The following is a 26779-nucleotide window of genomic DNA, read 5'->3' as shown; positions in this document are numbered from 1 at the left end:
AATGCCCTGGATAAAGCCTTCCACGTTTCATTTGATAAGTTATACAGCATTTATCACAGAAAGGCACATTAGATGATTCAATATAACACCATGTGGGGAAATACAGTAAGATAGTATCTTTGAGCCCGGCAGTCACCGAGATACTTTACATGATAGGAGAAAGCGATAACATAGTTGGTACCTCTGCGTTCTGCGTCCATCCTGAGGATGCCAGAAACAAGAGGAAGGTCGGCAGCTACGGAACCGTGAGCATGGATCTGCTATCACAGATCGATCCAGATGTGATATTCATCATATCCGGGTATCCGCATGCACTTTACGAAAAACTCTCGCAGAGTTATAATGTTGTGGAATTTGAGCTTCCCTCTACGGTAGCCGGAATAGCTGATCTTGTCATGCGCGTGGGCTTTGAGGTTGATTCGATCAAGGAGGCAAGGGATCTTTACCACAGGCTGCTGAGAAGCATACCGGTTCCAGTGGAAGGCGATATGACCAGTTATATAGAACTAGATCTGGGTGGGCCTGTTTCCTTCGGGGCATACAGCTATATAACTGATGCCCTGACCTTCATGGGCATGCCATCCATATATGCTGATCAGAGAAAAGAATGGCTCGAGCCTGATTTCAATTTTGTGCGTAAGGCCGATCCTGATGTGATAATATTCGAGCCAAAGATGTTCCGAAGCCTATCTGTAGAGGGCATTATGAAGGAGAGAGGCTGGACTGAGATGAAGGCGTATAGAAATGGAAATGTTTATGTGACACCTTCAAAATACGATTTCTTCGCGCATCATGGCCCTTCGTTCATAACGGATGTGCTTCCCTGGATAAACAAAATAAAAGAAAATTTTGTGAAAAATAAAAAATGATCACATAGATGCGTAATAATCCGCATCGTATGGTTCTGGCCTAAGGCCCTTCCTTTCCCTGATGGATCTCACTATGGAATCCTGCAACTCAGGCGGCACTTTCTGGTAACCGGCGTTCTCGAAGCTCCAGAGAACCTTTCCTCCGGTTGCACCCCTTATGGCGGATGCGAATCCGAACATGCCGGCGACTGGAACCTTTGCAGTGAGCGATATTTCCTCGCCTTCCTGCTTCATGTCCTCGATTATACCGCGCCTCTGCTGTATCTCATTTATAGCTGCGCCCATCTCCTCCTGCGGTACATTTATGAATACTCTCTGAACAGGCTCAAGAAGCACGCGCTTTGCCTCGCACATCGCACCGTATATCGCATTTCTTCCCGCAGGAATGACCTGAGCTGGGCCTCTATGAATACTGTCCTCGTGCAGCTTGGCGTCGACGAGCCTTGCCTTGACTCCGAAGACCTTCTCATTGGCCAGTGGACCCCTATTCATGACCTCAACGAATGCTTCGATCAGCAGTTCCATGGTTTCATCCAGGTACTGAATACCTCTCGTCACGTCGAACATGATGTTGGTGCCCTCTACGCAGACCAGTCCTCTGGCCTCCTCCCTGTCAATACCCTTGCTGACCAGCAACTCGATCAGGGATTTCTTATCCTTGAACTTCGATCCCTGCGGTATATCACCATCTTCAATTGCCTGTATCACTTCTGGTTTCAGCGGTTCCACTTCAAAGTAGAAACGGTTATGCTTATTTGGAGACTTTCCTTCAAATGGGCCGCCCTTCTTCTCCACGGTTTCTCTGTAAACCACTATCGGATCGGAGGTTTCGACCTCGACCTTGTAGTCATTCTTTATCCTGTAAAGCGTCACATCAAGATGGAGCTCACCCATGCCAGATATCAGGTGCTCACCCGTCTCCTGATTTATATCAACCTGTATGGACGGATCTGCCTTTGATATATCTCTCAGAACCTCTATAAGTCTCGGCAGATCTGCAGTATGCTTTGCCTCTATGGCAAGCGTAACCACGGGCTCAGAGTAATGTATCATAGGCTCGAATGGAACCATGTTTTCAAGAGATGAGACTGTGGCTCCTGCGATCGCTCCTTTAAGGCCCACTATAGCCGCTATGTTTCCTGCCGTTACTTCATCCACAGGTATCCTGTCTGGACCAACCATCATTGCCAGAGTCTGCACCTTACCTTTCCCAGCTCCAGATATGTATAGATCGGTACCTTTCCTAACGGTGCCGCTGAACAATCTTCCTATTGCTATTTCTCCGGCATGTGGATCTATGATGATCTTCGTCACCATCATGGCCACTGGACCCTTGAAATCGCAGTTAATCATGGCCTTTCCGACCTCAGAATCGAGGTCACCCTTCCAAATCTGCTTTATCCTATAGGATTGAGCGGTCTTTGGATCGGGCAGATGCCTTATGACCATGTTCAGTATTATCTTATGCAGCTGGTTCTTCTGCGCAAGTTCCTTCTGCTTTCCATTCTTTACATATTCAACGATGTCCTTGAACGTTATCTTAGTTTCAGCCATAGAAGGTATTGATATGGCCCAGTTGTTGTAAGCTGAACCGAAAGCGACACGCCCATCCTGCACGGATACCTGCCAGTCCTTCGTGAATTCAGGAGGCGCGTATTTCGTAATTAGCCTGTTTACATCAGTTATTATCTTTGTGAAACGCTTCTGCATCTCATCGCTGTTCAGTCTCAGTTCGTTTATCAGCCTGTCTATCTTGTTTATGAAGAGAACCGGCTTAACATGCTCTCTGAGGGCTTGCCTTATAACGGTCTCAGTCTGTGGCATTACACCCTCAACTGAGTCCACAACTACAATGACGCCATCCACAGCCCTCATGGCTCTTGTAACGTCCCCTCCGAAGTCCACATGACCGGGCGTATCAATAAGATTGATCAGATATTCCTTACCCTGGAAGGAGTGAACCATGGAGGCTACTGCAGCATTTATCGTTATGCCTCTTGCCTGTTCCTGCTCATCATAATCTAGAACCAGCTGTTTTCCGGCCAGCTCCTCACTCATCATTCCAGCACCGGCGATAAGGTTATCGCTGAGCGTGGTCTTACCATGATCGATATGGGCAACTATACCTATATTTCTTACAAGTTCCGTATGCTCTACAATTTTAAGAGCCTTCTCTATATTGTCTTCCTTTCTTCCCATAAATAAACACCCGAATTTAATTTATTAAAAATTAAAAAATCAACTTTTGATCTGAATCTCAATCTGTACTCCATCAGGAATTGGGATCCTCATAAGCTGACGGAGTGTCCTCTCGTCAGCGTCAACATCTATCAGCCTCTTATGAATTCTCATCTCCCAGTGATCCCATGTGTTCGTACCTTCACCGTCAGGGCTCTTCCTGACGGGAACTACGAGCCTCTTGGTTGGCAGTGGCATTGGGCCGTGTATCTCCACGCCGGTCCTGCTTGCTATCTCCTTGATCTCATTGCATACTCTGTCAACCACCCTATGTTCAGTGCCACTCAGTGAGATCCTTGCCTTATAGGAGACCATAGAATTACCTCTTTTCCAGATCTATGCACTGACCAGCTGCCACGGTTTGTCCCATGTCACGTACGGCAAACCTGCCAAGCTGGGGTATTTCTGAAACTTTTTCAATGACGAGTGGCTTGTCCGGTATTACCTTCACTATGGCTACATCTCCATTCTTGATGAAGTCTGGCTTCTCCTTTAGGGTTGTACCATCCTTAGGATTCAGAGTTTTAACAATCTCATCTATCCTGCAGGCAACCTGTGCTGTGTGAACGTGGAAGACAGGCTTGTAACCTGGAGCTATGACACTTGGATGGTTCAGCACTATTATCTGAGCCGTGAATGCCTTAACAACCGTTGGCGGTGAGTCTAGGTGCCCGCATACGTCTCCCCTCTTGATATCGTTCTTCGCGATACCTCTAACGTTGAAACCTATATTATCTCCTGGCTCAGCCTGCTGCAGGGGCTCATGATGCATTTCTATGGATTTGACATCTCCCTGCTTATCTGCAGGCAGGAATATGACCTTGTCGCCAGGCTTCAAAACGCCGGTTTCCACTCTACCGACAGGCACTGTACCTATACCGGTAATTGAATACACATCCTCAACTGGAATCCTGAGAGGCTTATTTATCGGTTTTTCAGGTACCTTGAAAGCGTCGAGTGCCTGAAGAAGTGTTGGGCCCTTATACCATGGCATGTTCGGGCTCGGCTTTGTAACATTATCGCCCTTGTAGCCGCTTATGGGCACGAACGATATATCCTTGAAGCCTATGGATCTGAGCAATTTTTCAGCATCGGCCTTTACCTCATTGTATCTCTTCTCGCTGTACGGTGGGCTTGTGGCATCCATCTTGTTTATGGCCACAACCATCTGCGGAACACCAAGTGTCCTTGCCAGGAATGCGTGTTCCCTGGTCTGCTCCATCACACCTTCTCCTTCTCTGGCTGATATGACGAGAATTGCAGCATCTGCCTGACTTGTACCTGTGATCATGTTTTTGACGAAGTCTCTGTGTCCAGGAGCATCGATCAGAGTAAAGTAGTACTTGTCTGTCTCGAACTTCCTGTGTGCAAGATCGATAGTAACTCCTCTCTCCCTCTCTTCCTTGAATCTGTCCATGACCCAGGCAAACTCAAAGGTTGCCTTACCCTTCTGCTCGGCTTCCTTTCTATACTCTTCTATAATATGTGCTGGAATCTCGCCGTGCTCGTATAGTAGCCGTCCTACCAATGTAGATTTTCCATGATCTACATGACCTATCGTTATCAGATTTAGGTGTGGTTTCTGACTTGCCATTATTTTCACCTTTTTTATCAATACTCGAGAATTACCAATATCTCGCAGTTTGAACCCTAATATATTGATCCTTATTTAGCTTTTTCGTGGGCTTACCTCTATAACCGTAGACAACGGTACAAATTCGCCTTTGGAATCGAATTGACGATCATTAGATGGCAATGTTACGAAAGAAGATGCTTGGAAATCTAAGCCATGGCTCTTCACCGGGTGATCTACTCCTCATCTGAATCTTCGTACTTCCTTTCAATAAGGATATATCTGCCTGTGTTGGTATATCCTGTATAGTCCATACATCACGATATCTGCAGATGTAAATTCGGATCGCACCGATATTGTTCACGAATTATACCACCTGTTTTTCTTGGAGTAAAAAAGAGAATTGCAGAGAGAATCTATAAATCCATCCATTGAGACCAATTAGTATATTTTTCCTTAAAGGTAAGAGTTTTTGCCGTTTCCCTCGAACTTCCAATTTTGTTTATAACAGTACCGAATTTCAAGTTATGTGAACTTCAGGTACAAGATTCAAATTTGTCGTCTTCGATTCAGGATAAGGTTATTAACGATAAATCACTCTATATTTCAAATGCCATTATTTGACAGATACGGAAGGCCGGTGTTAAGTCTCAGAATCCAGCTTAACACTACGTGCAATTTCAAATGTTTCTTCTGTCATATGGAGGGTACTGATATCAACGGCGAGGAACTTACACCGGACGAGATCGAAAGAATAGTGAAGATATCGCATGATTTTGGAGTGAACAAGATCAAGATAACTGGCGGAGAACCAACTCTCAGGCCAGATATTGTTGAGATAATAGAGAGGATCAGAAGGCACATTAATGGGAATATATCTATGACAACCAACGGCACAATGCTTCCAAAGATTGCCAAGGATCTCAAGGCGGCTGGCCTCGATAGGGTCAATATATCATTGCACTCGCCGGATGATGAGAGATTTCATTTCATAACCGGAACATGGATGCTGAAGCGCGTTATCGAAGCTGTGAGGTCAGCCAACGATGCAAAACTTACTCCTGTGAAGATCAATTTTGTGGTTCTAAAGGATCTCAATGTGAAGGATATACCAAGAATGCTGGAAATCGCTGCGGAAAACAACGCGATACTGCAACTCATAGAGTATGAGACGGATAGAGAGGGCGAATCTTCCGAAGAATACAGAAAATATCACGTTAGCCTCAACCCAATAGAAGAGGAAATAAGAAAAAGATCAATAGGCGTGGAATACAACGATCTGCACAACAGACCTAGGTATCTGATCAGAAGCGATGCGGGGCTAGTGAAGGTTGAATTCGTAAAACCTCAGCGTAATCCTGATTTCTGCGCTCACTGCACCCGGCTCAGGATCACTTCTCGCGGCGAATTCAAAACATGCCTTATGAGATCCGATACGAACATTCCATTCAAGGGCATAACTGAAGAAAACGTCCTTAAGGACCTCTTCAGAAAGGCCGTAGCACTTCGTGAGCCATACTGGAAACCTGGGGATGAGCAACCGATTGAGGAGAGCGACAACGGCGAAATACTAGATCTGAAATAAGTCTTCCTTATCATATACTTCATCCTCATTGAAATTGCCTGAAGCCTGAACTATTTCACAGACATAGCAAAAGCAAAATAACATTATAATATCGCATTAAAATCAAGCATAAGAATGGGGGAGCTCCGTGAGGGGCTGAGAGGATCCGGAAGGATCGACCCCTTGAACCTGATCCGGGTAATACCGGCGGAGGGAAAACTATGGAAAATGATGTAGAATTTTCAACCTATAATGATGTTAGGAATTTCTTGGACAGTGCACGATGGAACAGAACGCATACTATAATGGCCCTGACAATGATATCCGGTTTCTTCGTCTGGGGTTTACTTTTGGTCACGGCCCCACTAGTCACTCAATGGCCATTCATAAGCCCATCCAATGATATCTATGTATTGGTGTCGTCGCCAGTCGGACTACTTGCTGGGAATCTCATACTTGGATACCTCTCTGACAAGATCGGCAGAAAGAAACTATTCATCACCACCATATCCTCAGGAATCGCCGGAATAATAGGTATCATATTATCTACAAATTTCATCGGAATACTGGCATCCATATTCATAGCAGAATTCGGGTTTGGCGGTGAAGAAACAGTATCTCTTGCATTCTTAGCAGAACAATTCCCCATCAGATACAGGGGTAAGGTTCTTGTCCTGGTTTCCAACAGCGCGAATGCAGGAGTTGCAGCTATTTCTGCCGTATTTATTGTAGCTGGCTACAGTATATTCACAGAGAAGATGATCTTTCTGGCGATGAGTTTATCAGGCGTGATCATAGCTATAGTGACTCGTCTGAAACTGCCAGAAAGCCTGAGATGGTCCTTTGTCTCCTCGCATTATCCCGAGCTCACAGATCAGAGGTTTGGTTCACCCGTCCCCATCATGGTTCTAATGCTTTTCGCCATAACAATAGTACTGACATTCGCACTTGTGGCTGATATTCTTGGTCCATATGAATATCCAAAATACACATCCATCATACCTTTCATATACGGACTTGGTGAGGCCGTTTTCGGCTATGCCATCCTTGCTTTTGTCGACAGGGTAGGCAGAAGGTTACTCTCCGTCATGGCATATGCCGGGGGGACGGTTTCCATGTCGATATTCCTGCTTTACATTTACTTCAGGCTACCGTTTGATATCTTTGTGATCCTCCTTGTGGTGAACGCATTCTTCGGAGAACTTGGTTGGGCGGTCAGGGAGATCCTGCAAACTGAACTCTTTGTTACGAGATACCGCGGTCTTGGTATAGCAACCGTTAGGGGTGTGGCTTACTCTCTCTACATAATCTCCATATTCGCACTTTCCGGTATATCAGTTTACAACTACATGATCTTTGCGACCGCCGCATGGTCTGTTGGGCTTATCGGGTCCATCGTATGGTATTCCAAAGGATATGAAACGCTGAACAGAAGCATATCATGAGCGACGATGTCCATATCATAGCCATAGCAAAGCGAATAAGTTATGTCTTGGTGAAATTATGGAAGCATAAAGATACAATATATTTCTTCAGGTAATGCGGACAATAAGGTTTAAGCCTTATCCTAACATGATAATATGATACATTATGTCTATATACGACGTCGATCGTTATCTTAAAAGCCTCGATGATGGGAGGGTTGTCTACTATAAGGGAATGAACGTTAAGAATGTTGCAGATCATCCTCAACTGGGAACGGCTGTAAAGCACGCCTCACTTATCTACAAATGGCAGCAAGATGAGAAATATAGGGATATGCTGGTGTATCAGGATCGGGAGTATGGAGAGATAAGCAGTTTCTATAAGATTCCGAGGAAAACTGAGGATCTGCTTGATAGATTCAATCTGATATACAAAACTACAAGGATGGGCAGAGGTACATTCAATATAATTCAGGCAATAGGATCAGACGCAATTTTCGCGCTTTTGATAGCGGCAAAGGAGATCGATTCCCGGCTAGGAACAACCTATTTCAATCGGATTGAAAAATTTTACAGATATGTAGCGGAAAATGATCTGGCACTCGCCGTGGCCCAGACAGATATGAAAGGGGATCGCTCATTAAGACCAAGCGAACAGTCGGATCCCGATATGTATGTGCATATTGTGAAGCGCAGCAATGATGGCATAGTTGTTAGAGGTGCAAAGGCACACACAACGCAGGGGCCTGTGGCCAATGAGATCATAGTTATCCCGACCAGGGCAATGACCAAGGATGATGCGGACTATGCTGTGGCTTTTGCAGTACCAGCAAATGCTAAAGGACTCAAAATGATATCAAAACCTGAGAAAGCTGTTGAGTCCGCCAACGATGATCCATGGTTCATTATGGGAAGGGAGAATGTTGAGACCGAATCCATCACGATCTTTGACGACGTCTTTGTACCATGGGATCGTGTATTTCTGGCAGGGGAATGGCAGTATGCGGGCTTCGTGGCTGTGATGTTTCCTACATTTCATAGATTCACCGCCATAGCATACAGAACGGGGATGGCTGACCTGCTAGTTGGGCTTGGAAAATTGCTGGCTGAATTCAATGGTGTGGACGACAAATCACATATCAGGAGGGATGTTGTTGAAATTATAAAGTATAAAGAGCTGCTTAGAAGTACAGGTTATCTGGCTGCATATGAATCAAAGGCAGATCCTGCAACTGGAATCCAGATACCCGATAAGGTGATCACGAATGTTGGGAAACTTGTGGCAAACGAGAATTATATGGATGTCATAAAGCATCTTGTGGACGTAGCCGGTGGCCTGGCTGCCACGCTTCCATCCTCGAAAGACTTTGAGAATCCTGATGAGATGAAATATCTCAGCAAATACATGACGGGCAAAAAGGGAACGGATTCCGTCACGAGATCGAGGATCATCTCTCTGACAAAGGAGATCATCTCATCCTTCGGAGCGCTCTTCTCCACAGCCATGATCCATGCTGAAGGATCAATAGAGGCCAGCATCCTCGAACTTTACAGATCCTACATCTACGACGGAAGCAAGGATCTGGCGCTCTATGCATCCGGAGTGAAGGAAAGGCTGGATAAGTGATCGGCGTTCTTAGAAATGTACATTCCAGCCGGATGCTAGTTGACGTCCTCACATCACCTATTTCATTTCACATATTTATAAAAATTCTACATGAATAGATCTCCCATCAGCGACTGACCGGAGTCAATGACCAGAGTCTGGCCAGTTATATTTGGAGATTCCAAAAGAAAACCTATTGCACCTGCGATCTCCTCAGGATATATTATGCTGCTAGTTAGCGTGTGCTTTGATGCGTATTCTTCCTCTGTCATGTGCAGATAATCTAAGAGGCTCTCGCCCATCTTTGTCTTTACGATCGACGGGGCCAGTGCATTGACCCTTATACGTCTTGACCTCAACTCAAGGGCAAGATACTCTGTGAGCTTCATTATGGCTGCCTTAAGGCTTCCGTACAGCGACAGATACATCATTGGTCTAATGCCTGCAAACGATGCCATCATTATTATCGAGCTGCCTTCTGGCATTATCTCCGAGAACTCCTGAGTGCAGTAGACTGCAGAGAGGTAATTTGAAGAGATCATCTTTTCTATGAGCCTGTCATCGCATTCCAGAAATGGCATACCTATGCCCAACCCAGCATTATTGATCAGTATGTCGCATCTTCCGTATTGCCTGCGGGTTTGATCCGCAAGCAACTTTGCTCCAGACCGGCTCGATACATCGGCCTGAACCATCATACCATCGCTGTATTTCTTCACCTCTGCAAGCGTTTCGTTGCCTTCCTCAATTCTCTTCTTCACGTTTACTACAACTGTTGCCCCATGCCTAGCCAGATATACTGCAATCTCTCTCCCTATGCCCCTTCCTGAACCAGTTACAACGGCCACTTTCCCCTTCAAATCCATGAATAGCGCATCATACCAATTATAGTTAATTTTTTCATGTTCGTTTAATGATACAAATTCTCCAGTGAAGAATTCATATCCTTAGGTTCTTCTATATTTTAATATGAAGTGTGCTATCATTAATGCATGCAATATCGATACATCAACACAGAACGAGATAATTCTGTAACTATTATATCCATAAATAGACCAGAAAGAATGAACGCACTAAACGCCGAAACAAGATCAGAACTGATAAACGCTATCGACTGCGCAGATCAAGATGAATCCGTGAGGGTCGTGATAATAACAGGTTCCGGCAATTCATTTTCGGCCGGTGCAGATCTGAACGATGCTCCAGATGAGATAACGCAGAAAATTCTGAGATCCGATCTAAAGGATTCTTTCCACATTATAGCCAGAAAGATCAGAAACAGCAGAAAGATATTCATAAGTGCAATCGATGGTATTACTGCCGGTGCTGGCATAAGTCTGGCGTTCATATGCGATCTTGTATATGCATCGCCAAGAAGCCGGTTCATCCTCGCTTTTCAGGGTATTGGACTTGCTCCAGATACTGGATTGAGTTATATAATCACAAGACGCTCGGGAGGCCGCTTCAGCAGACATCTGCTCCTAGGAGGCGAATTTTCGGCGGAGTGTGCTGAAAAAGCCGGATTGCTGGAGTTGGCAGAGGATCCATTATCTGAGGCAAGGAATACGGCGAATATCATATCCCATGGTCCTTTTGCTGCCTATTCGACCGGGAAGATCCTCATAAACAGATCGCTTTACTTTGACTTCGAAGAATTCCTGGAGCTCGAGGCGGAGGAACAGTCAAAGCTTGCCTCAACGCATGACTTCGTAGAGGGCGTTGCGGCGTTCAGAGATAAAAGGAGACCGGTGTTCATGGGAAAATGACGCATTTCATATCAGCAGGGTAAAGCCTGCATGATCTATGAAAAATTTTAAACGGCTCTATTATGTGGATCGCTTCATAAAACAATAAAATGAGTGGCATGCGATGTTCGCACGCCAATGGAAGGATAGATGCGGTGGTCTTAGAACTCGAAAACCACATCCTGCGCCAGAGGAAGCGTTTGGCCCCAGTTCTTTGTAACGGTCTGCCTCCTCATATAGTACTTCCAGGCATCGCTTCCGCTCTCCCTTCCCCCTCCAGTATCTTTCTCCCCTCCAAAGGCACCGCCTATTTCAGCACCAGCGGTGCTTGTGTTGACGTTCGCAAGCCCGCAATCCGATCCATATGGAGACAGGAAGGCCTCTTCCTCCCGTAGATCAGTCGTGAATATGGATGACGACAGACCCTGCGGAACCGAGTTGTGAATCTCAAGAGCTTCCTCTATGGTGCGGTACTTCATCACGTAGAGAATTGGTGCAAACGTCTCCTCCTTGACGATTGGCATATCGGGTTTTGCCTCTATTATTGTTGGCATGACGTAATGGCCGCCCTCGTAGCCTTTCAGATTGATCCTTTTACCACCATATACGAGCTTCCCACCCTGCTTTATAGCTGCATCTATTGCATTTTCGTAATCGCGCACCGCATCCTCATCTATGAGTGGACCAACCAGCACACCCTTATCTCTGGGATCCCCGACCTTTATGGTTGAATATGCGTTCTTTAGTTTCTCCAGGAATTCGTCGTATATCTTCTCATGCACAATTACGCGCCTGGTGGTGGTGCAGCGCTGCCCGGCAGTGGCCAGTGCACCGAAAACCACGCCTCTAAGCGCCAGATCTATATCCGCCTTATCTGAAACTATTGCACCATTGTTTCCTCCCAGCTCAAGTATGCTCTTTCCAAGTCTCTTTGCAACGTTTTCTGAGATCTTCTTTCCAACCGGCACAGATCCTGTGAATGAAACAAGAGGTATTCTTGGATCGTTTGTAATCCAGTCTCCACCCTCGGAACCCGAGCTTACAAGCAGGAAGAATATGTTGGGCGCATTGTTCCTCTTCAGAACCCTTTCGATAACCTTCATGACGGCTACAGCTGTGAGCGCCGCCTTAGAGGACGGCTTCCATATCACAACATCTCCATCGACTGCTGCAATGAATGCATTCCATGACCATACCGATGCTGGGAAATTGAATGAAGTTATGACTGCAACAGGACCAAGCGGTACCCACTGCTCATACATCCTGTGATAGGGACGTTCACTGGCAATGGTGAGACCGTAGAGCTGCCTTGAGAGACCCAGCGCAAGATCCGATATATCTATCATCTCCTGTATCTCTCCTTCTCCCTCGGATGGCGTTTTGCCGGCCTCTATCGTCACGATCTTTCCAAGGTTCTTCTTTTCCTTTCTTAGCTCCTCGCCTATCTCTCTTATTATTAATCCCCGCTTTGGCGCCGGTATCATTCTCCATTTCTTGAATTCCTCTATGGCCTTTGAGACCATTCTGTCATAATCCTGCCTTGTGGCCAGAGATATCTTGGCAATTTCGCTTCCGTCAATCGGGCTCCGCACTGTCAGCATCTTGCCTGATGGATTCGCCCAGGCCCCATCATATACTCCAGAATTTACCTCACTGATCCCTATCTTTGAAAACAGATCTTCCTCTATGAGCGCCTTCATATCGATAGTAGTGAAAAAATGTATATTAATTTTCAGCGTTATTCACAACTGAATACTGGCTATTTTATCTCAATCTTTCTGAATCTGTCCTTTTCGCTTTCGCGCTTTGGAACATTTTCCTTCCTGATCTCCTTCTGAAATTCCTGGAAATTTTTGGGGAGCAACGCAAGGTAAAACAGGCGTTCCAGCCTTTCGTAGGTTTTTTTCGATACCTTTATAGTTATCTCTATGTCCATCTGATCACTCAAGTATTACATTCAAATATCCATTTGAATATTCCGCTGATACAGGCCTCTTATCGGATATGGATTCTGGGAGATAGAACACTCTCTTCCAGTTAGCTATCTCTATTGTTAGCTCCCCTCCGTGGTTGAACAAGTTGAGTTTCTCCTTTTCAGCAAATGGCATCTTTATCTTGAGCAGGTATCTGTCCCCATTCTTTGTGTATTTTATAGGCATGCCCTTGTAGAAAACCTTATATGGATCCTCGTCTCCATATATGAGCTGTCCAAGCTCAACCAGCTTCTTTATCCCTATAGGTTCCTCCTGCAACAACCTAGCCTTGAATATTTTGATGTCCACAAACGAATTTTCCATCTCAGTTATTATATCCTTCTGACTTCCTCTCATCTTTTCGAAGAAATCTCCGGTCTCATCGCTGAGTATCTTGTTGATTATCACCGCGTCAACTGGGTATCCATATAGCAGAAGATAGGTATAGGCACGCTTTGTTTCACTGTACGACATGTTATCCGGATTAGTCACAAGGCGAATGGACGTAACATCGTTGTTCGTCAGTATTTTCCTTATGTCTGTGAGCTGCCTGTAGAGCAGATCTATGTTTTCAAAGACCGCATCCTCAGGCAGCGGTATATCGACAAAAGGCTTCAATAAAGGACGTGCTACCCTCGCAGTTTTTCTGCTTATGGGGAAAAGCTTGTCCATGTACCATGTCATCACCTCAGGGAATGATAACAACTGCAGGGCAGCACCTGTGGGCGCGCTGTCCATTATTATCGTATCGTATTCCTCATCGTAATAATAGTTTCTCAGATACAAAAGCTCAGAGGCCTCTTCAAAACCCGGAAGCGTGGCTATCTCATCTGCCGAAACCGGATCCAGACCCTGCGAGAGGAACAGCGATCTCAGATAATCCTTCAGCTCACCCCAGTGTTCGTTTATGGACTGGACAACACTCACTTCCTGGCCATACAGATTTTCTCCAAGCTGCTTCACACTGTGACCTATCTCCATACCGAACGCGTCACCAAGGCTGTGAGCAGGATCTGTCGAAATTATCAGCGTCTTGTGTCCCTTTGAGGACAGCAATGCGCCAGTTGCTGCTGCTATGGATGTCTTTCCAACTCCACCTTTTCCTGTATATAACAGTATTCTTGGTCTCATATCACTACCTCATTTTTCATACATATATCCAAACCATTTCTGAAGAGGGGATAACACCCGAAATTTCGCATGGGCAATCATGCCTTATTGAATATGATCCAAATTTTTCCGTCATCTGTAGATCTCTATTCTATCTATGACCATCAGGGCAAGTTCCATCAACAGATCTATGTCCGGCGATCTTGTCACACCTTTCAGATATTCCATTGCGGTTGTTATGAAGCGCTTAGCTATGCCAAATGAATAATCCAGTGATCCGCTTCTCAGAAATATTTTCTTGAGCAGATCCTTATCTATCTCTATGCTGCCATTGATCATTCCTATGATCTTCTCCCTGTCTGCCTGTTCAGAATTATGCAACGCATAGATTATAGGAAGCGTGAGTGCATCATGCTTTATATCTACGAATGTTGGTTTCCCTGTATACTTATCATCTCCGGTTATATCCAGAATGTCGTCTGTTACCTGGAATGCCATGCCGAGATTGAATGCAAAGCCAGAAAGCATATTTCTTGTGTTTAGATCGGCATTTGCAGCTATCGTAGCTCCCTTGGCGCAGGCTTCAAAAAAGTGAGCTGTCTTATTCTCTATTATCTTGTAATAGGTCTCCTCTTTAATATTGAGATTTCCAAGGTTGAATGCCTCCAGAATCTGACCCTCGGCCAGCCTGCTGGATGCATCTGCCATAACCTTAGATACAACTGGACCGTATCTGGAACCGAGTTCATAGGCCTTGGCAAAGAGATAATCGGCTACCACTATTGCGTTGTTTATTCCTTCCTTATAACTCAACGTTGGTCTTCCCCTTCTCATGGGCGAATTATCTATTATATCATCATGTATCAAGCTGGCAGTATGGATGAGTTCATATCCCGCTGCCAGATCCAGAATCTTAAAATAAGGCTCATCGGTGCTGGATTCGTAGGCAAGTATTGTAAGCAATGGCCGAAAACGTTTTCCACCCGCCTCAATGGTATATCTAGCCATTCTGTCTAAATCAGGCTCCTCACTTCTAACCGTATCAAGGAGTTTCTCGTTAACCTCCTCCACCTTACTGTGAAGCTCCAATTCCCAATCCAAGAAGCTCTTCATGAACTCAGTTCTATCCCTTTATTATATTAAAAGGTATAACCGTTTCTGAAATATGACCTAAGTCGTCGGCTTACGGGCCTATCACGGTCAACGAAAAGATTGATAGGAAACCCGCTTGGATGGAAAGGGACATGAATGCAGATCACGGTCAAAAGATTGGCAGCTGAAGATGTAGATGCCCTGATTGAAATTGCCAGAGAATCATGGAGATGGACATACAGAGACATTTACAGTAACGAATTCATCGAGCGCTGGATAAGTGAGAAGTATTCTAAGGAAAAAATTTTAAATGAGATAATAAGGTCTCTATCAAACTTTGATACAATTTTCCTTGGCGCTCTTGTAAATTCAACACTGACTGGATTCATAGAATTAAAGATCATTGCTGATAAAGCTGAATTACTCCGCCTATACCTAAAGCCAGAATACACACGCAGAGGAATAGGAAAATTATTGTTGTCTGAGGCTGAGAAAATTATGAATACGAAAGGTATTGTAGAATGGAGATTATACGTTCACCAACAAAACAGTATTGGCGTACTGTTTTATAAAAAGAATGGATTCGAAGTTAAGGATATTGATGGGGACGATTTCGTAATGGAAAAAAGGTACAAATCTTGACCACTGAAAAAACTTCTATTATTTCTGATTGAAAATACATGTTCAGGAAGGATCCGATATCTAGCCATAGGCATATCAGCTAAGATTAGTCGTGGTCTATCCCGATTATTGCTGTCAGATGCATATCTAACTTGCAGGCGGATTCCCATGCTTGCATAGAGAGCGTTTATAATTTCTGGAGAGATCCTGCCAAAATTGGAACAAATATAGACTTCAAGAATGAACAATTCGAAAGAAACCCTCAGATTTAGGGAACAGCATTTTAAAATGAAGCGAAAAACATCAAATCCAGGACTTCAGCTATGAAAGGTACATCGTAAGCCTGAATCGTTGCTGAAAAATATGATATTAAACTAAGCAATGAATATAAAATATATAATAAGTCCACCTTGATAGGAGTCCTTGTATATCATCCCTAAAATAAAGGAATATACTAATTCATAGAAGATCGAACTTCGCTGAAATTAAAATTAGATATATAAATTAAGGGATGGGGCCGTTGAGAATTGAACTCAAGTCACCAGCACCCCAAGCTGGCAGGATACCAAGCTACCCCACGGCCCCTCAAGAAAAGGGCATTATCTCGTTTATCAGATCAACGTGCGAAACGATCATCCTTCTGCAGCAATATCGCTCTATTCCGAGATCATCGAAGATCTTTTCGATCTCCTCAGGACTTGGCTCTCTGCCCTCGGATCTGATCTCATTCACGCGTTTAATGTAACGGCCATAATCCGAGGCGATAACCCTACCACAGCTGAAGCATCTCACAGGTATTATCATCCATATCACCTGTAAGATTTCTGTTTCTTTGCTCTGGCGCCACGACCGCCAGCCTTCTTGGGCAGCTTTATACGTACGTCGTTGACTATGAGTGTACGATCATACTGCCTGAAAAGGTTCTCCAGATCTGTGTCGTTGAGATATTTCACGATGGCCCTGGCTATTGCAGTACGAGATGCATCTGCCTGACCAGTTACACCGCCACCTCTTACCTTAACTGCGATGTCCAAGTCCTTGGCCTTGTCTTCAGCAAGGATCAGAGGCTCCATTATCTTATTGCGAAGAACCCTTACTGGGTATAATTCAACAGGATAGCCATTTATAGTGACAATACCCTTTCCCTTTTTTGCGACAGCTCTAGCAACGGCTGTCTTTCTTTTTCCAGTTGTAATGATATAATCCATTTCAATAACCTCCTAGCTCCTTGGAAAGATCCTCAAGGGTTATAATACCTGAGACCTTGTCTGTTAGCACATCCGCGATCTTTTCTATTTTATCCTTTTCAATATCTGATGGAACATTCCTGTATACCCTGCACCTTGAAAGTGCTTCTTTTCCTTTCGTTATCTTTTTAGGAAGCATATCCCCTATGGATCTCCGGAGTATATTCTCTGGTGTCTTTGGATAGTACGGACCTTTTCTGACGCTTCCTATGTCCAGGCGTTCCTTGAATTTTCCAATTACGAAAGACCTATTACCCGTTATAACTGCTTTGGAGGCATTGATTATGGTAATCTCCTCCCCTTCCAGAAGTCTCTTAGCCACATAGGCCGAAAGCCGTCCATAAATAGCACCAGAAGCATCAATTACTCTCATGATCTTACCTCATTATCTTTACATTTGTCCCCTTGGGATTGTCCTTTGCCAGCTCCGATATGTTCATGAATGCGCAACCTGAATTAGAAAGTTTTTCTATTGCAGATCTAGAGAATTTGTATGCGCCTATGGTAACCTTCTTGCTTATCTTCCCTACGCCGAGGACAGTGCCTGGCACCACTATTACATCCCCATCCTTCGCATACCTATCGATCTTATAAAGGTTAACAGAAGCATATCTCCTCCTTCCAGATGCAAGCCTCTGCGCAATATCCCTCCAAATTTCAGATCCGTTCTCCCGAGATATTGTGGAGAGCACTTCTATTTCTGAGGTTAAGGCCTTGCTAGTCTTCCTTGAAGCATCCAATGACATTGATCAACACCGATAGACAGCAAATAATGCGACCTTAATAAATATTGTGATTTTCCTCATGCAGATGTGGCTTGAAGAATGAAGACATGAGATGTTAGGATGTAAACGATGAGTGATAACGGCCTCTTCTTTCCTAATTCAAATTATTATAGAAACCTGAAAATTAGCACCAGAACAAATATTATGGCCAGATAAGGACTGCTGTATATGAATAGCTTCAGAGAATTCTTTCTATCGGGATGCCTGACAAATACTATTGAATAGAATATCATTGGAATGGCTATGGCTGAAGCTAGAATCATATATGTATAGGGCATCACTTTGAAGAATACAGGGATTATGGAGAAGGCAAAAAGAATAATTGCCGCTGATGATATGCATATTGCGGATATCCTGTCATTATGTATTGATGTCATCATAGGTACGTGCGCCTTGTTATAGTCATCTCTGTATCTGTATGCAAGACTCCATACATGTATCGGTATCCAAACGACCACAAGCAAAAACAAGAACCATGGGAGGATTGAAAATTTATCCGTTATTGTATACCAGCCGATGACCACCGGGAAACCACCAGAAAAACCACCTAGAATGATGTTCCATGGTGTTCGTCTCTTCGTCAGGTATGAATAGACGAAAACGTTGTCAAACAGCCCAAGAACCATAAAAAGCGCTGCATACACCTTTCCGAAGATAAGGAGCAGTGCAATAGATGCAGACATAAGAACCAATCCGAATATGAGACCGTTTCTAGGTTTTATCTTTCCTGTTACCAGCGGCCTCTTCATGGTACGGGACATAACTGCATCTATATCTTTATCTATATAGTTGGTCGTGGCCTCAGCGCCCATGGATCCAAGCATTATCGATACGACTGCCAGCAGGATCAGGAGTGAATAATATATCGTGAAATATGGTACAGCTATGACAGCGCCTATTGCGCCGACAAAAACGAGCAAAGACCATACCTTTGGTTTGGTATAGGAGAAATACAGCCCTGCTCTGCTCGTCATATGGTCTAATCCCTTTGCAATAGATTAATTTTATGTCTGGGTTAATGTTTCTTGCGACCGAATGTTCAGTGCCACAGAATATATTGATCGATGAAAGCAAACTACCCCTCAGTTGAATCTACGAACTTCCTTTCATCGGGGGATATCTGCCTGTGCTTATATGCTATGAAGAAGCTCCATATTGTGATGTCAACCGGCGCATATTCGGCCTGCACCATTCCCATTATTATAGGTTTAAGAATATGTCTACATTAATATCAGATATCCTACTCTACCCGATCATTTTGACGTAATATCATTATTATGCATCTAACGTGATAAAAATAAGAAAAATAAATTATTTTTTGCCGGCAGGCCCTGATGCAACCTCCTCTGAAGGAAGATACTGCATATTGGTCTCTATTATCTCCGTTATTTCATCGGTCTTGAACCCGCTGTAAACAGACCAGTAATAGAATGCTATGGCTACCACTATCATAACTAGGAAGTCCCATGGAAACGGAATGAGTCCAGTTCCTCCGTATGGTTTCTCACCGAAATATGATAGTAGCGTTATTACGCCCATATACGCAAGAAGCCAGGCTCCGCCCTTGAAATGCTTCCCTGAGAAGATGTTTATAGCTGATTTCCCAGCCGCATAGAACACCAGATACACCAGGAGTCCCAGCAGTATTGCAATGACGAGGTATGCGACAAGTGGCCATCCGCTCCAGTATACGATCAGCGTGGCACCGACAAACGCAATGGGGCTGAGTATTGATGCGCCCTTCAGCTTGAATGGCCTCTTGAGTTCCGATGCCTCCCTCCTGAATACCTGGAGCGCCGATCCGCCCACTATGTACGTGAATACTGTTGACGATGATATGAAGCCAACGAGCTTGTACCAGCTTGGAAACGGCGCGAAGAATATGTAACCTATGATCAACGATGCTATCAATGGCAGAATAGGTACCCTGGTTTTCGCATTCACATCAGACATTGATTTTCCAAGATAGCCCAAGGTTGCAAGCCCATAGAGCGTCCTCTGAGATGTGCCCAGATAAACATTGAGCGTACCTGAAGGCGACACATACGCATCAGCAAAGAGGAAATAGGCCAAGAAAACCATGCCGGCAGAGCTGGCAAGTGTCGCAAATGGTGCGGTAACAACTCCACCCTGCAGATCTGCCCATTGCCCTGGAGCGACACCAACAGCTGTCCAGTTGACCTGGCCTATGAAGACAACCTGAAGCAGTGTGTATAGTGCAATACCTATGATCACTGAAAGAACGGTAGCTATCGGAACCGATCTCTGGGGATTCTTCGCTTCACCACCATAATCAAGTGCCTGCCTGAAACCGAGATACGAGAAGACTATGCCCGAAATGGAGATAGCTTCGAACACGCTTGACCAGCCATAGGTGACGAAGCCGGTTTTCAGGAAGAAGTTGCTTATGTTGAAGTGTACAGCAAGAAGCAATGCAACTGTCGCTGAAGGGATTATAAGTTTCCACCACGTCATACCGGTGTTTGTTTTACCCATCACCTTGATGCCGAAGTAGTTCAAGAAGAAGAATCCAAGCATCAGCAGAGCAGCAAGCACAATTCCAGGTGCTGTGAGTACACCAGTACTTGTAACTAGCCCATGCACATATGTGCCCGCATATGTTATAACACCCTCTGCTTCTATTGCAGGTACGGATACAGCACTGAGGAAGTATGCCCAGCCGAACAAAAATCCTGCAAGGCCACCGTGGGAATACTGCCCGTATCTTACGATCGCCCCAGATCTGGGGATCATACCCCCAAGCTCTGCATAGACCAGCGCAATTACCAGCACTATCAGACCGCCTATGATCCATGACAGTATGGCGGCCGGCCCAGCTAGCATAGACGCTCCCGCAGCAGCGAACAACCATCCCGATCCGATAATTCCTCCGAGGCTCAGAAAGAGAAGATCAATAGTGGTGAGCTCTTTTCTGAATCTCTTATCGGAAGTTGTAGACTTTACAAACGTGTCTTGCTCTGTCATTGCATGACATCATGATATTATCTATTTAAATCTTCTCAAAAATTTTCCGAATTCTATTAGTTATTAAATAAATGTCTTACTACTGTAAATATTTAGACATAATGCTAAAAAGTGCTCTGTATATTATTTATTCATTTTAAGGTATTAATATAAGTTTATGATTTTATGACAAAATTTAAGTGCTGGTATCCTTTTATCATATGAAAAATTGTCCTATTCCGATCCTAATGATCTAATCTTTCCTATATTATAATGATCCATTTTATCAGATTTATATGAAAGAAGATATTTATACATCTGTCCATTTTTATTTTATGGTGTTAGGTTCATTACCTCCTCTAGCTATAGGATTTTTCGGGCTTGGAACCGGTTATTATGTATGGGGCGGCTGGGAATTTTTCAGAATACCTAGAGAGACCACTGAAAAGCTAAATAAAGTTCTTGGTCAGTGGGGAATATGGATGCCGGGCTTTATGCAGTTTATCACCGGCACATACCTTTTCCTTGGACTTACAATATTTTCAGCCTTCCAATCTTCACCTGTTCTGTACATGGCTGCCACGGCCTTTACGGCTTATGGTGTGCACTGGTTTGCACTTGGTATAAACAAGTATGTGCAAGGTGACACGACCGTTGATGGCTTTATGGCCATCGCATTTCTCTGGATAAGCATAACAGGAGCCTTCGTTTTCTTCAATGCGGGCGATATCCCAGTTGGCACGCTATTCGTGCTTCTGGCCTTTGTCTACATAACGGATATTCCTGCAAGCCTTCTCAAATCGGCAGCATGGACTCGAGCCAAAGGATTCTTTCATCTGGTCACCGGAACATGGCTTATGTATCTTTTCTTTGCAGCCGTAACGACTTTTTCGCTTGGGATGCATTTGCCTCTATGATATTTATATATAAATTAATTTGAATATCTTTATTTTTAATATTCCAATAACTTTAAAAATTGTTATATAGTGATAATGATTTTAGATAAATGATCGGTATCATGGCTGACAGAACGCTTTCGTTATCGATAGATGGTAAGGAGTTCACAGCGCAAGATGGTGATACCATCCTTCAGGTCTTGATGAAAAATGGCATAGATATAAGCCATATCTGCTACCATCCAAGCCTCGGTCCAATTCAAACCTGCGATACCTGCCTTGTAGAGGCCGACGGAAAGATAGTGCGATCTTGTTCTACCTATGCGAAGGATGGCATATCGATTATAAGTAACGCCGACAGAATAAAGGATCTGAGAAAGGAGGCGGTGCAGAGAATCCTGGCCAATCACAATCTGTATTGCACTGTATGCGATAACAACAATGGAGACTGTGAACTTCACAACGCAGTTGCTGACCTCAAGATCGATAGGCAAAAGTACCAGTTTAGCAAAAAACCTTATGAAGTTGATGATTCAAACCCATTCTATGTCTATGATCCTTCGCAGTGCATCCTATGCGGACGCTGTGTGGAGGCATGCCAGGATGTTCAGGTAAATGAGACGATACATATAGACTGGACTCTGGAGAGACCAAGGGTTGTATGGGACGAAGGATCAAAGATAAATGATTCCTCCTGTGTTTCATGCGGGCATTGCGTTACGGTCTGTCCGGTCAATGCGCTGATGGAGAAGACCATGATCGGAAATGCCGGTTACCTCACCAACATCGATCCGAGAACCAAAGAGACAATGATCGACCTTGTCAAGTCCTTCGAGCCTATCATAACCATGGATCCTGTGATGGCGTTGAGTAATATAGAGTCAAAGATGAGGGATTCAAGGATAAAAAAGACGAAGACGGTCTGTACCTATTGTGGTGTTGGATGTTCATTTGAAATGTGGACAGTAGAACGCAGGATTTTGAAGGTCCAGCCCAAGCCAGAATCACCTGCAAATTCGATCTCTACTTGTGTAAAAGGAAAGTTCGGGTGGGACTTCGTTAACAGCCCGGACAGATTAACGTATCCGCTGATAAGGGAAAATGGAAGGTTCAGGAGGGCCACATGGGAAGAGGCTCTTGATCTGGTGGCAAAACGTCTGAGGGAGGTGAAGGAGAAGTACGGCCCTGATGCCATAGAGTTCATAGCCTCATCCAAGGGAACGAACGAGGAGGCTTATCTTATGCAGAAGCTTGCCAGACAGGTTTTCGGCACAAATAACGTGGACAACAGTTCGAGATTCTGCCAGGCCCCTGCAACCACTGGGCTATGGCGGACTGTTGGTTATGGTGGCGATGCAGGATCAATAATGGATCTGTATAAAGCCGATCTAATACTCGCGGTTGGAACAAATACAGCTGAATCGCATCCTGTGATAGCTGCAAGGATAAAAAGAGCGCATAAACTCAATGGACAGAAGCTAGTAGTGGCAGATCTGAGAATGCATGAGATGGCGAAGAGAGCCGACCTCTTCATCCATCCGAAACCGGGCACGGATCTTGTATGGATAAATGCCGTTGCAAGATACATAATAGAACAGGGATGGCAGGCCAAGGAGTTCATACAAAAACGCGTAAACTTCTATGAAGATTACCTGAAAAGTCTCGAACCATTCACGCTTGAATTCGCAGAGAAGGTTTCTGGCGTGGGTGTAGATGAAATTAAGACGATAGCTTCGATGATCCATAATGCGAGGAATGTCTGTGCCATATGGGCCATGGGTGTAACACAGCACCAGGCAGGCAGCGACACCTCAACCGCACTTTCCAATCTACTTCTCCTGACGGGAAACTACGGGAGGCCTGGTACTGGCGGTTATCCGTTGCGCGGCCACAACAATGTGCAGGGTGCGAGCGATTTTGGAGCTATGTCAGCATACCTACCTGGATATCAGAACGTCTCTGATGATAACGCAAGGAGGAAATTCGAGGAGCGCTGGGGATGCAAAATACCGAATAAACCAGGCCTGGACAACAATACATGCCTTGAGGGCATAGACAGCGACAGAATAAAGGCCATGTATGTGATAGGAGAAGAGCTTGCGGAAACAGGATCCGACTCTGATTACATAAGAAAACAGCTTGAGAAATTGGATTTCCTGGTTGTTGAGGATATGTTCATGTCTGAGACGGCAAAGTACGCCGATGTTGTTCTGCCTGCAGCCGCTAGCCTTGAGAAGGAGGGTACCTTTGTCAACACAGAACGCAGGATACAGAGAATATACAGGGTCTTCGATCCGCTGGGAAACTCCAGACCAGACTGGGAGATAATACAGGATATTGCGAACAGATTGGGGGCTGGATGGAATTATCGCAATCCCTCTGAGATAATGCAGGAAGCTTCTGAACTTGCGCCAATATTCTCTGGCGTCTCTTATGATAGGCTCGAAGGATTCAGGAGCCTGCAGTGGCCCGTATCAGAAGATGGGAAGGATACCCCTCTGCTGTACACCGAAACGTTCAATTTTCCTGATGGAAAGGCAAGATTCTATCCACTAAGTTATACACCGCCCATTTCTGTTGACGAAGAGTTTGATCTCCATCTGAACAACGGCAGAATACTGGAACATTTCCATGAGGGGAACGAAACCTACAGGTCAGCTGGATTGAGGGAAAAGGTACCAAACACATTTGTAGAAGTCTCTCCGGAGCTGGCTAATGAACATGGATTGAGGGATGGCGATCTTGTAAGGATAACATCCAGATGGGGCAGCATAAAGGTGAGGGTTCTCGTGACAAATAGGGTTACCGGTAAGGAACTGTACATACCGATGAATTCAAGTGGAGAGTCTGCTGTTAATAACCTAACAAGCAGATTGATGGATCCAGCTGCCCATACACCGGCATACAAGGAATTACCAGTGAGGATGGAGAAACTGGAGGACGGTCATGGTATGAGCCCGATGCCCCGGACGAATCCCAGATTTGGTAAGCTACATCCACAGATCGGGGTCATGGTTGAAATGAAGTGGCAAAGAGGCGATTATGTCAAACTGACAGGCGATTGATATGGCTAAGAAGATAGAAGAGATTGATATTCAAAGAATGACGGATGGATCGGAAATTGAAGAATGGCTGGAAGACGTTGGCGATCTGATCAAGAGCCTCAAGACTTCTGGAATTCTGGATATGATGAGGGCTCTTTCTGAGAAGAGGAACGATATAATAGCCATATTATCTAAGCAGGCGTCAGAGGAGCGAAATAGAAGGTTCATAACGAATCTTCTGCTGATATATTCCCTTCTGAGTTCATTGGATCCCTCGATCCTTGAGACCGTAACCAGGGGGATATCTTATGCAATCAACCACTCGCATGAGCAGAGAGATCGTGGAAGCCTGAGCCTGATCAAGATCAATTCGATGATCAAAGATCCAGATGTTGCGGCTGGTCTTCGCACTGTTCTCTCCATAATAGGTTCGCTGGGAAAGGGCGGTGATACGCATGGAGGTGAGTGAACACACCTCTGGAAAGACGCGGCGGGAAATAATTACTTTCAGGCAGGAGACGGGTTTCATCAAGACCATGGATGACATAGCAGTCGAAGAACCTCTGGCCATTGATATTGAGGAACTGAACGGTGATTCAGAAAGAGTCGGGGTGATAATGCGTACACCTATCATGGACAACTATCTGGCAGCTGGATTCCTCTATTCTGAGGGTTTCCTCTCAGGCCCAGCCGATATCGATGGAATAGACGGGATAGAATACGATGGGGTATCCAGACGCAATCACGTTACAGTAAGATTAAGTGGGAAAATCAGCTTCAGAGTGCAGACCAGATTCATAAATTCGGCATGTGGTGTTTGCGGGCGTTCAACCATAGCCGATCTGCTGATGCGACATGGAAAGATAAGAGATGACGCGCGGATAGATCTGCATACCATCCTGTCTCTTCCAGCAAAAATGGCATATGCGCAGAGCTTGTTCATGACCACTGGCGGCGTTCATGCCGCTGCACTCTTCGATACCGATGGATATCTGAAGATCGCCTGCGAGGACATAGGGCGCCATAACGCAGTTGATAAGGTAATCGGGTATACAATGATAGAAAACGTGGATATGGACGCCGGCATCCTGATGGTTTCTGGTAGAGCTGGCTTTGAGATCGTTGAGAAGGCTTTTATAGCAGGCTTTCCGATAGTTGCATCCGTGTCGGCGCCATCAAGCCTTGCCGTTCAGGTTGCAGAGTCAATGGGAATAACACTGATCTGCTTCCTCAGAAACGACAGATTCAACGTCTATTCGCATCCAGAGCGCATTCTGCCTTGACAACGTATCGTCGATCCAGTCGTATCGTTCATGAAAATATATAGATGTGTTATTTGTACACTGTGCTTGGCTTTTTTACAAATACTATTGATCTTCCAAGATAGTCAAGACACTCACCATCGGCACCGCAGTATATATCCAGAGGATCCGCCTTTATCTTCTTTCCTGTAACCGCATCGTGCTGCATTGCATCCATCATGTCCTGCGCTGAGATCATCTCCCAGTATATCTTTGAATCTTTCTTATAGATCAGGAATCCTCTTACCTCCATGAATGGCTCCTTCTTCTTGGGATGGACCTCTTCAGTCATGGATCTCAGAACGGCCGAAATATATCCTACTCTGCTCACTGAGTCAGATATATATCTCCATACATCAAAATCTTCATTATTGAAATCGATAACTACGATCCGCCTGCCGTCGCGTATCAAGTGAACCCTTCGATGGTTTTTTCCGGCCAAGACGGTAAGCCAGGCTTCGTCGTAGACGTTCCTGGAGATTTCTGATCGGAATGATCTCAATCCTGTATGTGTCATTATATCCCTCCCTTATTAGGAACAAGTTAAAAATCATTATTGCCGAACAGCATGAACCAAAGAATTTTTTTGTCAGCTAATCATCGCTAAAGTTTCTGAGCTTGTTGCTAGTCTCCCCTCCACCCGCAGATGAGGTTTCGTTGAACCGCAGCGATCGGCCGACTGGCGTTCCTTTGCAAGAGGGAGGAGGTTATTCATCATTCCGTTCGG

At 44.8% G+C, this 26779-nt stretch carries 25 protein-coding genes, 1 tRNA gene and 1 riboswitch; of the genes, 10 read left to right on the top strand and 16 right to left on the bottom strand.

Annotated features, from left to right (window positions below; translation table 11 throughout):
- Window positions 1-92: 92 nt before the first annotated feature.
- Entirely contained in the window at window positions 93-869 is a 777-nt protein-coding gene (locus DMB44_RS02265; protein ID WP_110640417.1) for an ABC transporter substrate-binding protein, read from the top strand.
- Here DMB44_RS02265 and DMB44_RS02260 read toward each other — a convergent pair whose 3' ends face one another.
- From DMB44_RS02260 to tuf, 3 genes are read right to left on the bottom strand one after another with little or no spacing between them, the layout of a single operon-like run.
- On the bottom strand, window positions 870-3068 hold the full coding sequence (locus tag DMB44_RS02260; RefSeq protein WP_110640416.1) for an elongation factor EF-2: 2199 nt from the start codon (window positions 3066-3068) through the stop codon (window positions 870-872).
- A gap of 39 nt (window positions 3069-3107) precedes the next feature.
- Complete coding sequence (rpsJ, locus tag DMB44_RS02255) at window positions 3108-3422, bottom strand: 30S ribosomal protein S10 (protein ID WP_010900872.1); 315 nt, start codon at window positions 3420-3422, stop codon at window positions 3108-3110.
- A gap of 4 nt (window positions 3423-3426) precedes the next feature.
- A complete protein-coding gene (gene tuf, locus DMB44_RS02250; protein ID WP_110640651.1) occupies window positions 3427-4701 on the bottom strand; it encodes a translation elongation factor EF-1 subunit alpha in 1275 nt (424 codons plus the stop codon).
- Window positions 4702-5290: 589 nt separating this feature from the next.
- On the opposite strand from tuf, the gene moaA reads away from it, so the two are divergent.
- The 3 genes from moaA to DMB44_RS02235 all read left to right on the top strand — a co-directional run bounded on the left by moaA (window position 5291) and on the right by DMB44_RS02235 (window position 9295).
- Window positions 5291-6265, top strand: a complete 975-nt coding sequence (moaA, locus tag DMB44_RS02245) for a GTP 3',8-cyclase MoaA (protein ID WP_110640415.1) — start codon at window positions 5291-5293, stop codon at window positions 6263-6265.
- A 106-nt stretch (window positions 6266-6371) separates the two neighbouring features.
- A riboswitch (TPP riboswitch) is annotated at window positions 6372-6477 on the top strand.
- Entirely contained in the window at window positions 6466-7689 is a 1224-nt protein-coding gene (locus DMB44_RS02240; protein WP_110640414.1) for an MFS transporter, read from the top strand. (Overlaps the previous riboswitch by 12 nt.)
- Window positions 7690-7840: 151 nt before the next feature.
- Entirely contained in the window at window positions 7841-9295 is a 1455-nt protein-coding gene (locus DMB44_RS02235) for a 4-hydroxyphenylacetate 3-hydroxylase N-terminal domain-containing protein (RefSeq protein WP_110640649.1), read from the top strand.
- An 86-nt stretch (window positions 9296-9381) separates the two neighbouring features.
- Here DMB44_RS02235 and DMB44_RS02230 read toward each other — a convergent pair whose 3' ends face one another.
- Window positions 9382-10140, bottom strand: coding sequence for an SDR family oxidoreductase (locus DMB44_RS02230; protein ID WP_110640413.1), 759 nt, complete (start codon window positions 10138-10140; stop codon window positions 9382-9384).
- 126 nt (window positions 10141-10266) lie between these two features.
- Between DMB44_RS02230 and DMB44_RS02225 the strand changes: the two genes are divergently transcribed.
- On the top strand, window positions 10267-11040 hold the full coding sequence (locus tag DMB44_RS02225) for an enoyl-CoA hydratase-related protein (protein WP_110640412.1): 774 nt from the start codon (window positions 10267-10269) through the stop codon (window positions 11038-11040).
- A gap of 140 nt (window positions 11041-11180) precedes the next feature.
- Here DMB44_RS02225 and DMB44_RS02220 read toward each other — a convergent pair whose 3' ends face one another.
- From DMB44_RS02220 to DMB44_RS02210, 4 genes are all read right to left on the bottom strand, one after another.
- Entirely contained in the window at window positions 11181-12719 is a 1539-nt protein-coding gene (locus DMB44_RS02220; RefSeq protein ID WP_110640411.1) for an aldehyde dehydrogenase family protein, read from the bottom strand.
- 59 nt (window positions 12720-12778) lie between these two features.
- Window positions 12779-12955, bottom strand: coding sequence for a hypothetical protein (locus DMB44_RS09465; protein ID WP_201796917.1), 177 nt, complete (start codon window positions 12953-12955; stop codon window positions 12779-12781).
- A gap of 4 nt (window positions 12956-12959) precedes the next feature.
- Window positions 12960-14123 carry an ArsA family ATPase gene (locus DMB44_RS02215; RefSeq protein WP_110640410.1) on the bottom strand — a complete coding sequence of 388 codons (1164 nt, stop codon included), beginning with the start codon at window positions 14121-14123 and terminating at the stop codon, window positions 12960-12962.
- 111 nt (window positions 14124-14234) lie between these two features.
- On the bottom strand, window positions 14235-15215 hold the full coding sequence (locus DMB44_RS02210; protein ID WP_110640409.1) for a polyprenyl synthetase family protein: 981 nt from the start codon (window positions 15213-15215) through the stop codon (window positions 14235-14237).
- Between the two features lie 135 nt (window positions 15216-15350).
- Here DMB44_RS02210 and DMB44_RS02205 point away from each other — a divergent pair, with 135 nt between their 5' ends.
- Window positions 15351-15836: a GNAT family N-acetyltransferase gene (locus tag DMB44_RS02205; RefSeq protein ID WP_110640408.1), complete on the top strand. Its 486-nt coding sequence runs from the start codon at window positions 15351-15353 to the stop codon at window positions 15834-15836.
- Window positions 15837-16327: 491 nt separating this feature from the next.
- Here the strand turns inward: DMB44_RS02205 and DMB44_RS02200 are convergent.
- The 7 genes from DMB44_RS02200 to DMB44_RS02170 form a co-directional block, all read right to left on the bottom strand.
- Window positions 16328-16400 (bottom strand) — tRNA-Pro (locus tag DMB44_RS02200).
- Window positions 16401-16619, bottom strand: coding sequence for a DNA-directed RNA polymerase subunit N (locus tag DMB44_RS02195; RefSeq protein ID WP_110640647.1), 219 nt, complete (start codon window positions 16617-16619; stop codon window positions 16401-16403).
- Window positions 16620-16624: 5 nt separating this feature from the next.
- Window positions 16625-17023 (bottom strand): 30S ribosomal protein S9, encoded by a 399-nt coding sequence (locus tag DMB44_RS02190; RefSeq protein WP_110640407.1) that lies wholly within the window; start codon window positions 17021-17023, stop codon window positions 16625-16627.
- Between the two features lies 1 nt (window position 17024).
- Complete coding sequence (locus DMB44_RS02185; RefSeq protein ID WP_110640406.1) at window positions 17025-17435, bottom strand: 50S ribosomal protein L13; 411 nt, start codon at window positions 17433-17435, stop codon at window positions 17025-17027.
- A 4-nt stretch (window positions 17436-17439) separates the two neighbouring features.
- The gene (locus tag DMB44_RS02180) at window positions 17440-17808 is read right to left on the bottom strand and encodes a 50S ribosomal protein L18e (RefSeq protein WP_201796916.1); all 369 of its coding nucleotides are present in this window, start codon (window positions 17806-17808) and stop codon (window positions 17440-17442) included.
- A 146-nt stretch (window positions 17809-17954) separates the two neighbouring features.
- Window positions 17955-18821 (bottom strand): heme o synthase, encoded by an 867-nt coding sequence (locus DMB44_RS02175; RefSeq protein ID WP_110640405.1) that lies wholly within the window; start codon window positions 18819-18821, stop codon window positions 17955-17957.
- A 337-nt stretch (window positions 18822-19158) separates the two neighbouring features.
- The gene (locus tag DMB44_RS02170; protein WP_110640404.1) at window positions 19159-20832 is read right to left on the bottom strand and encodes an APC family permease; all 1674 of its coding nucleotides are present in this window, start codon (window positions 20830-20832) and stop codon (window positions 19159-19161) included.
- Between the two features lie 314 nt (window positions 20833-21146).
- On the opposite strand from DMB44_RS02170, the gene DMB44_RS02165 reads away from it, so the two are divergent.
- The 4 genes from DMB44_RS02165 (at window position 21147) to fdhD (ending at window position 26034) form a co-directional block, all read left to right on the top strand.
- A complete protein-coding gene (locus DMB44_RS02165; RefSeq protein WP_110640403.1) occupies window positions 21147-21728 on the top strand; it encodes a hypothetical protein in 582 nt (193 codons plus the stop codon).
- Between the two features lie 101 nt (window positions 21729-21829).
- Complete coding sequence (gene fdhF / locus DMB44_RS02160) at window positions 21830-24772, top strand: formate dehydrogenase subunit alpha (RefSeq protein ID WP_110640643.1); 2943 nt, start codon at window positions 21830-21832, stop codon at window positions 24770-24772.
- Between the two features lies 1 nt (window position 24773).
- On the top strand, window positions 24774-25220 hold the full coding sequence (locus tag DMB44_RS02155; RefSeq protein ID WP_110640402.1) for a DUF1641 domain-containing protein: 447 nt from the start codon (window positions 24774-24776) through the stop codon (window positions 25218-25220).
- Complete coding sequence (gene fdhD / locus DMB44_RS02150; RefSeq protein ID WP_237265239.1) at window positions 25207-26034, top strand: formate dehydrogenase accessory sulfurtransferase FdhD; 828 nt, start codon at window positions 25207-25209, stop codon at window positions 26032-26034. Before DMB44_RS02155 ends, fdhD begins: the two co-directional genes overlap by 14 nt.
- 49 nt (window positions 26035-26083) lie before the next feature.
- Here fdhD and DMB44_RS09390 read toward each other — a convergent pair whose 3' ends face one another.
- Window positions 26084-26569 carry a hypothetical protein gene (locus tag DMB44_RS09390; protein ID WP_110640401.1) on the bottom strand — a complete coding sequence of 162 codons (486 nt, stop codon included), beginning with the start codon at window positions 26567-26569 and terminating at the stop codon, window positions 26084-26086.
- Window positions 26570-26779: the final 210 nt, after the last annotated feature.

This window comes from Thermoplasma sp. Kam2015, from assembly GCF_003205235.1.
GTDB lineage: Archaea > Thermoplasmatota > Thermoplasmata > Thermoplasmatales > Thermoplasmataceae > Thermoplasma.
Note: the sequence above shows the minus strand (reverse complement) of the source record. Positions and strands in the feature narration are given on the sequence as shown.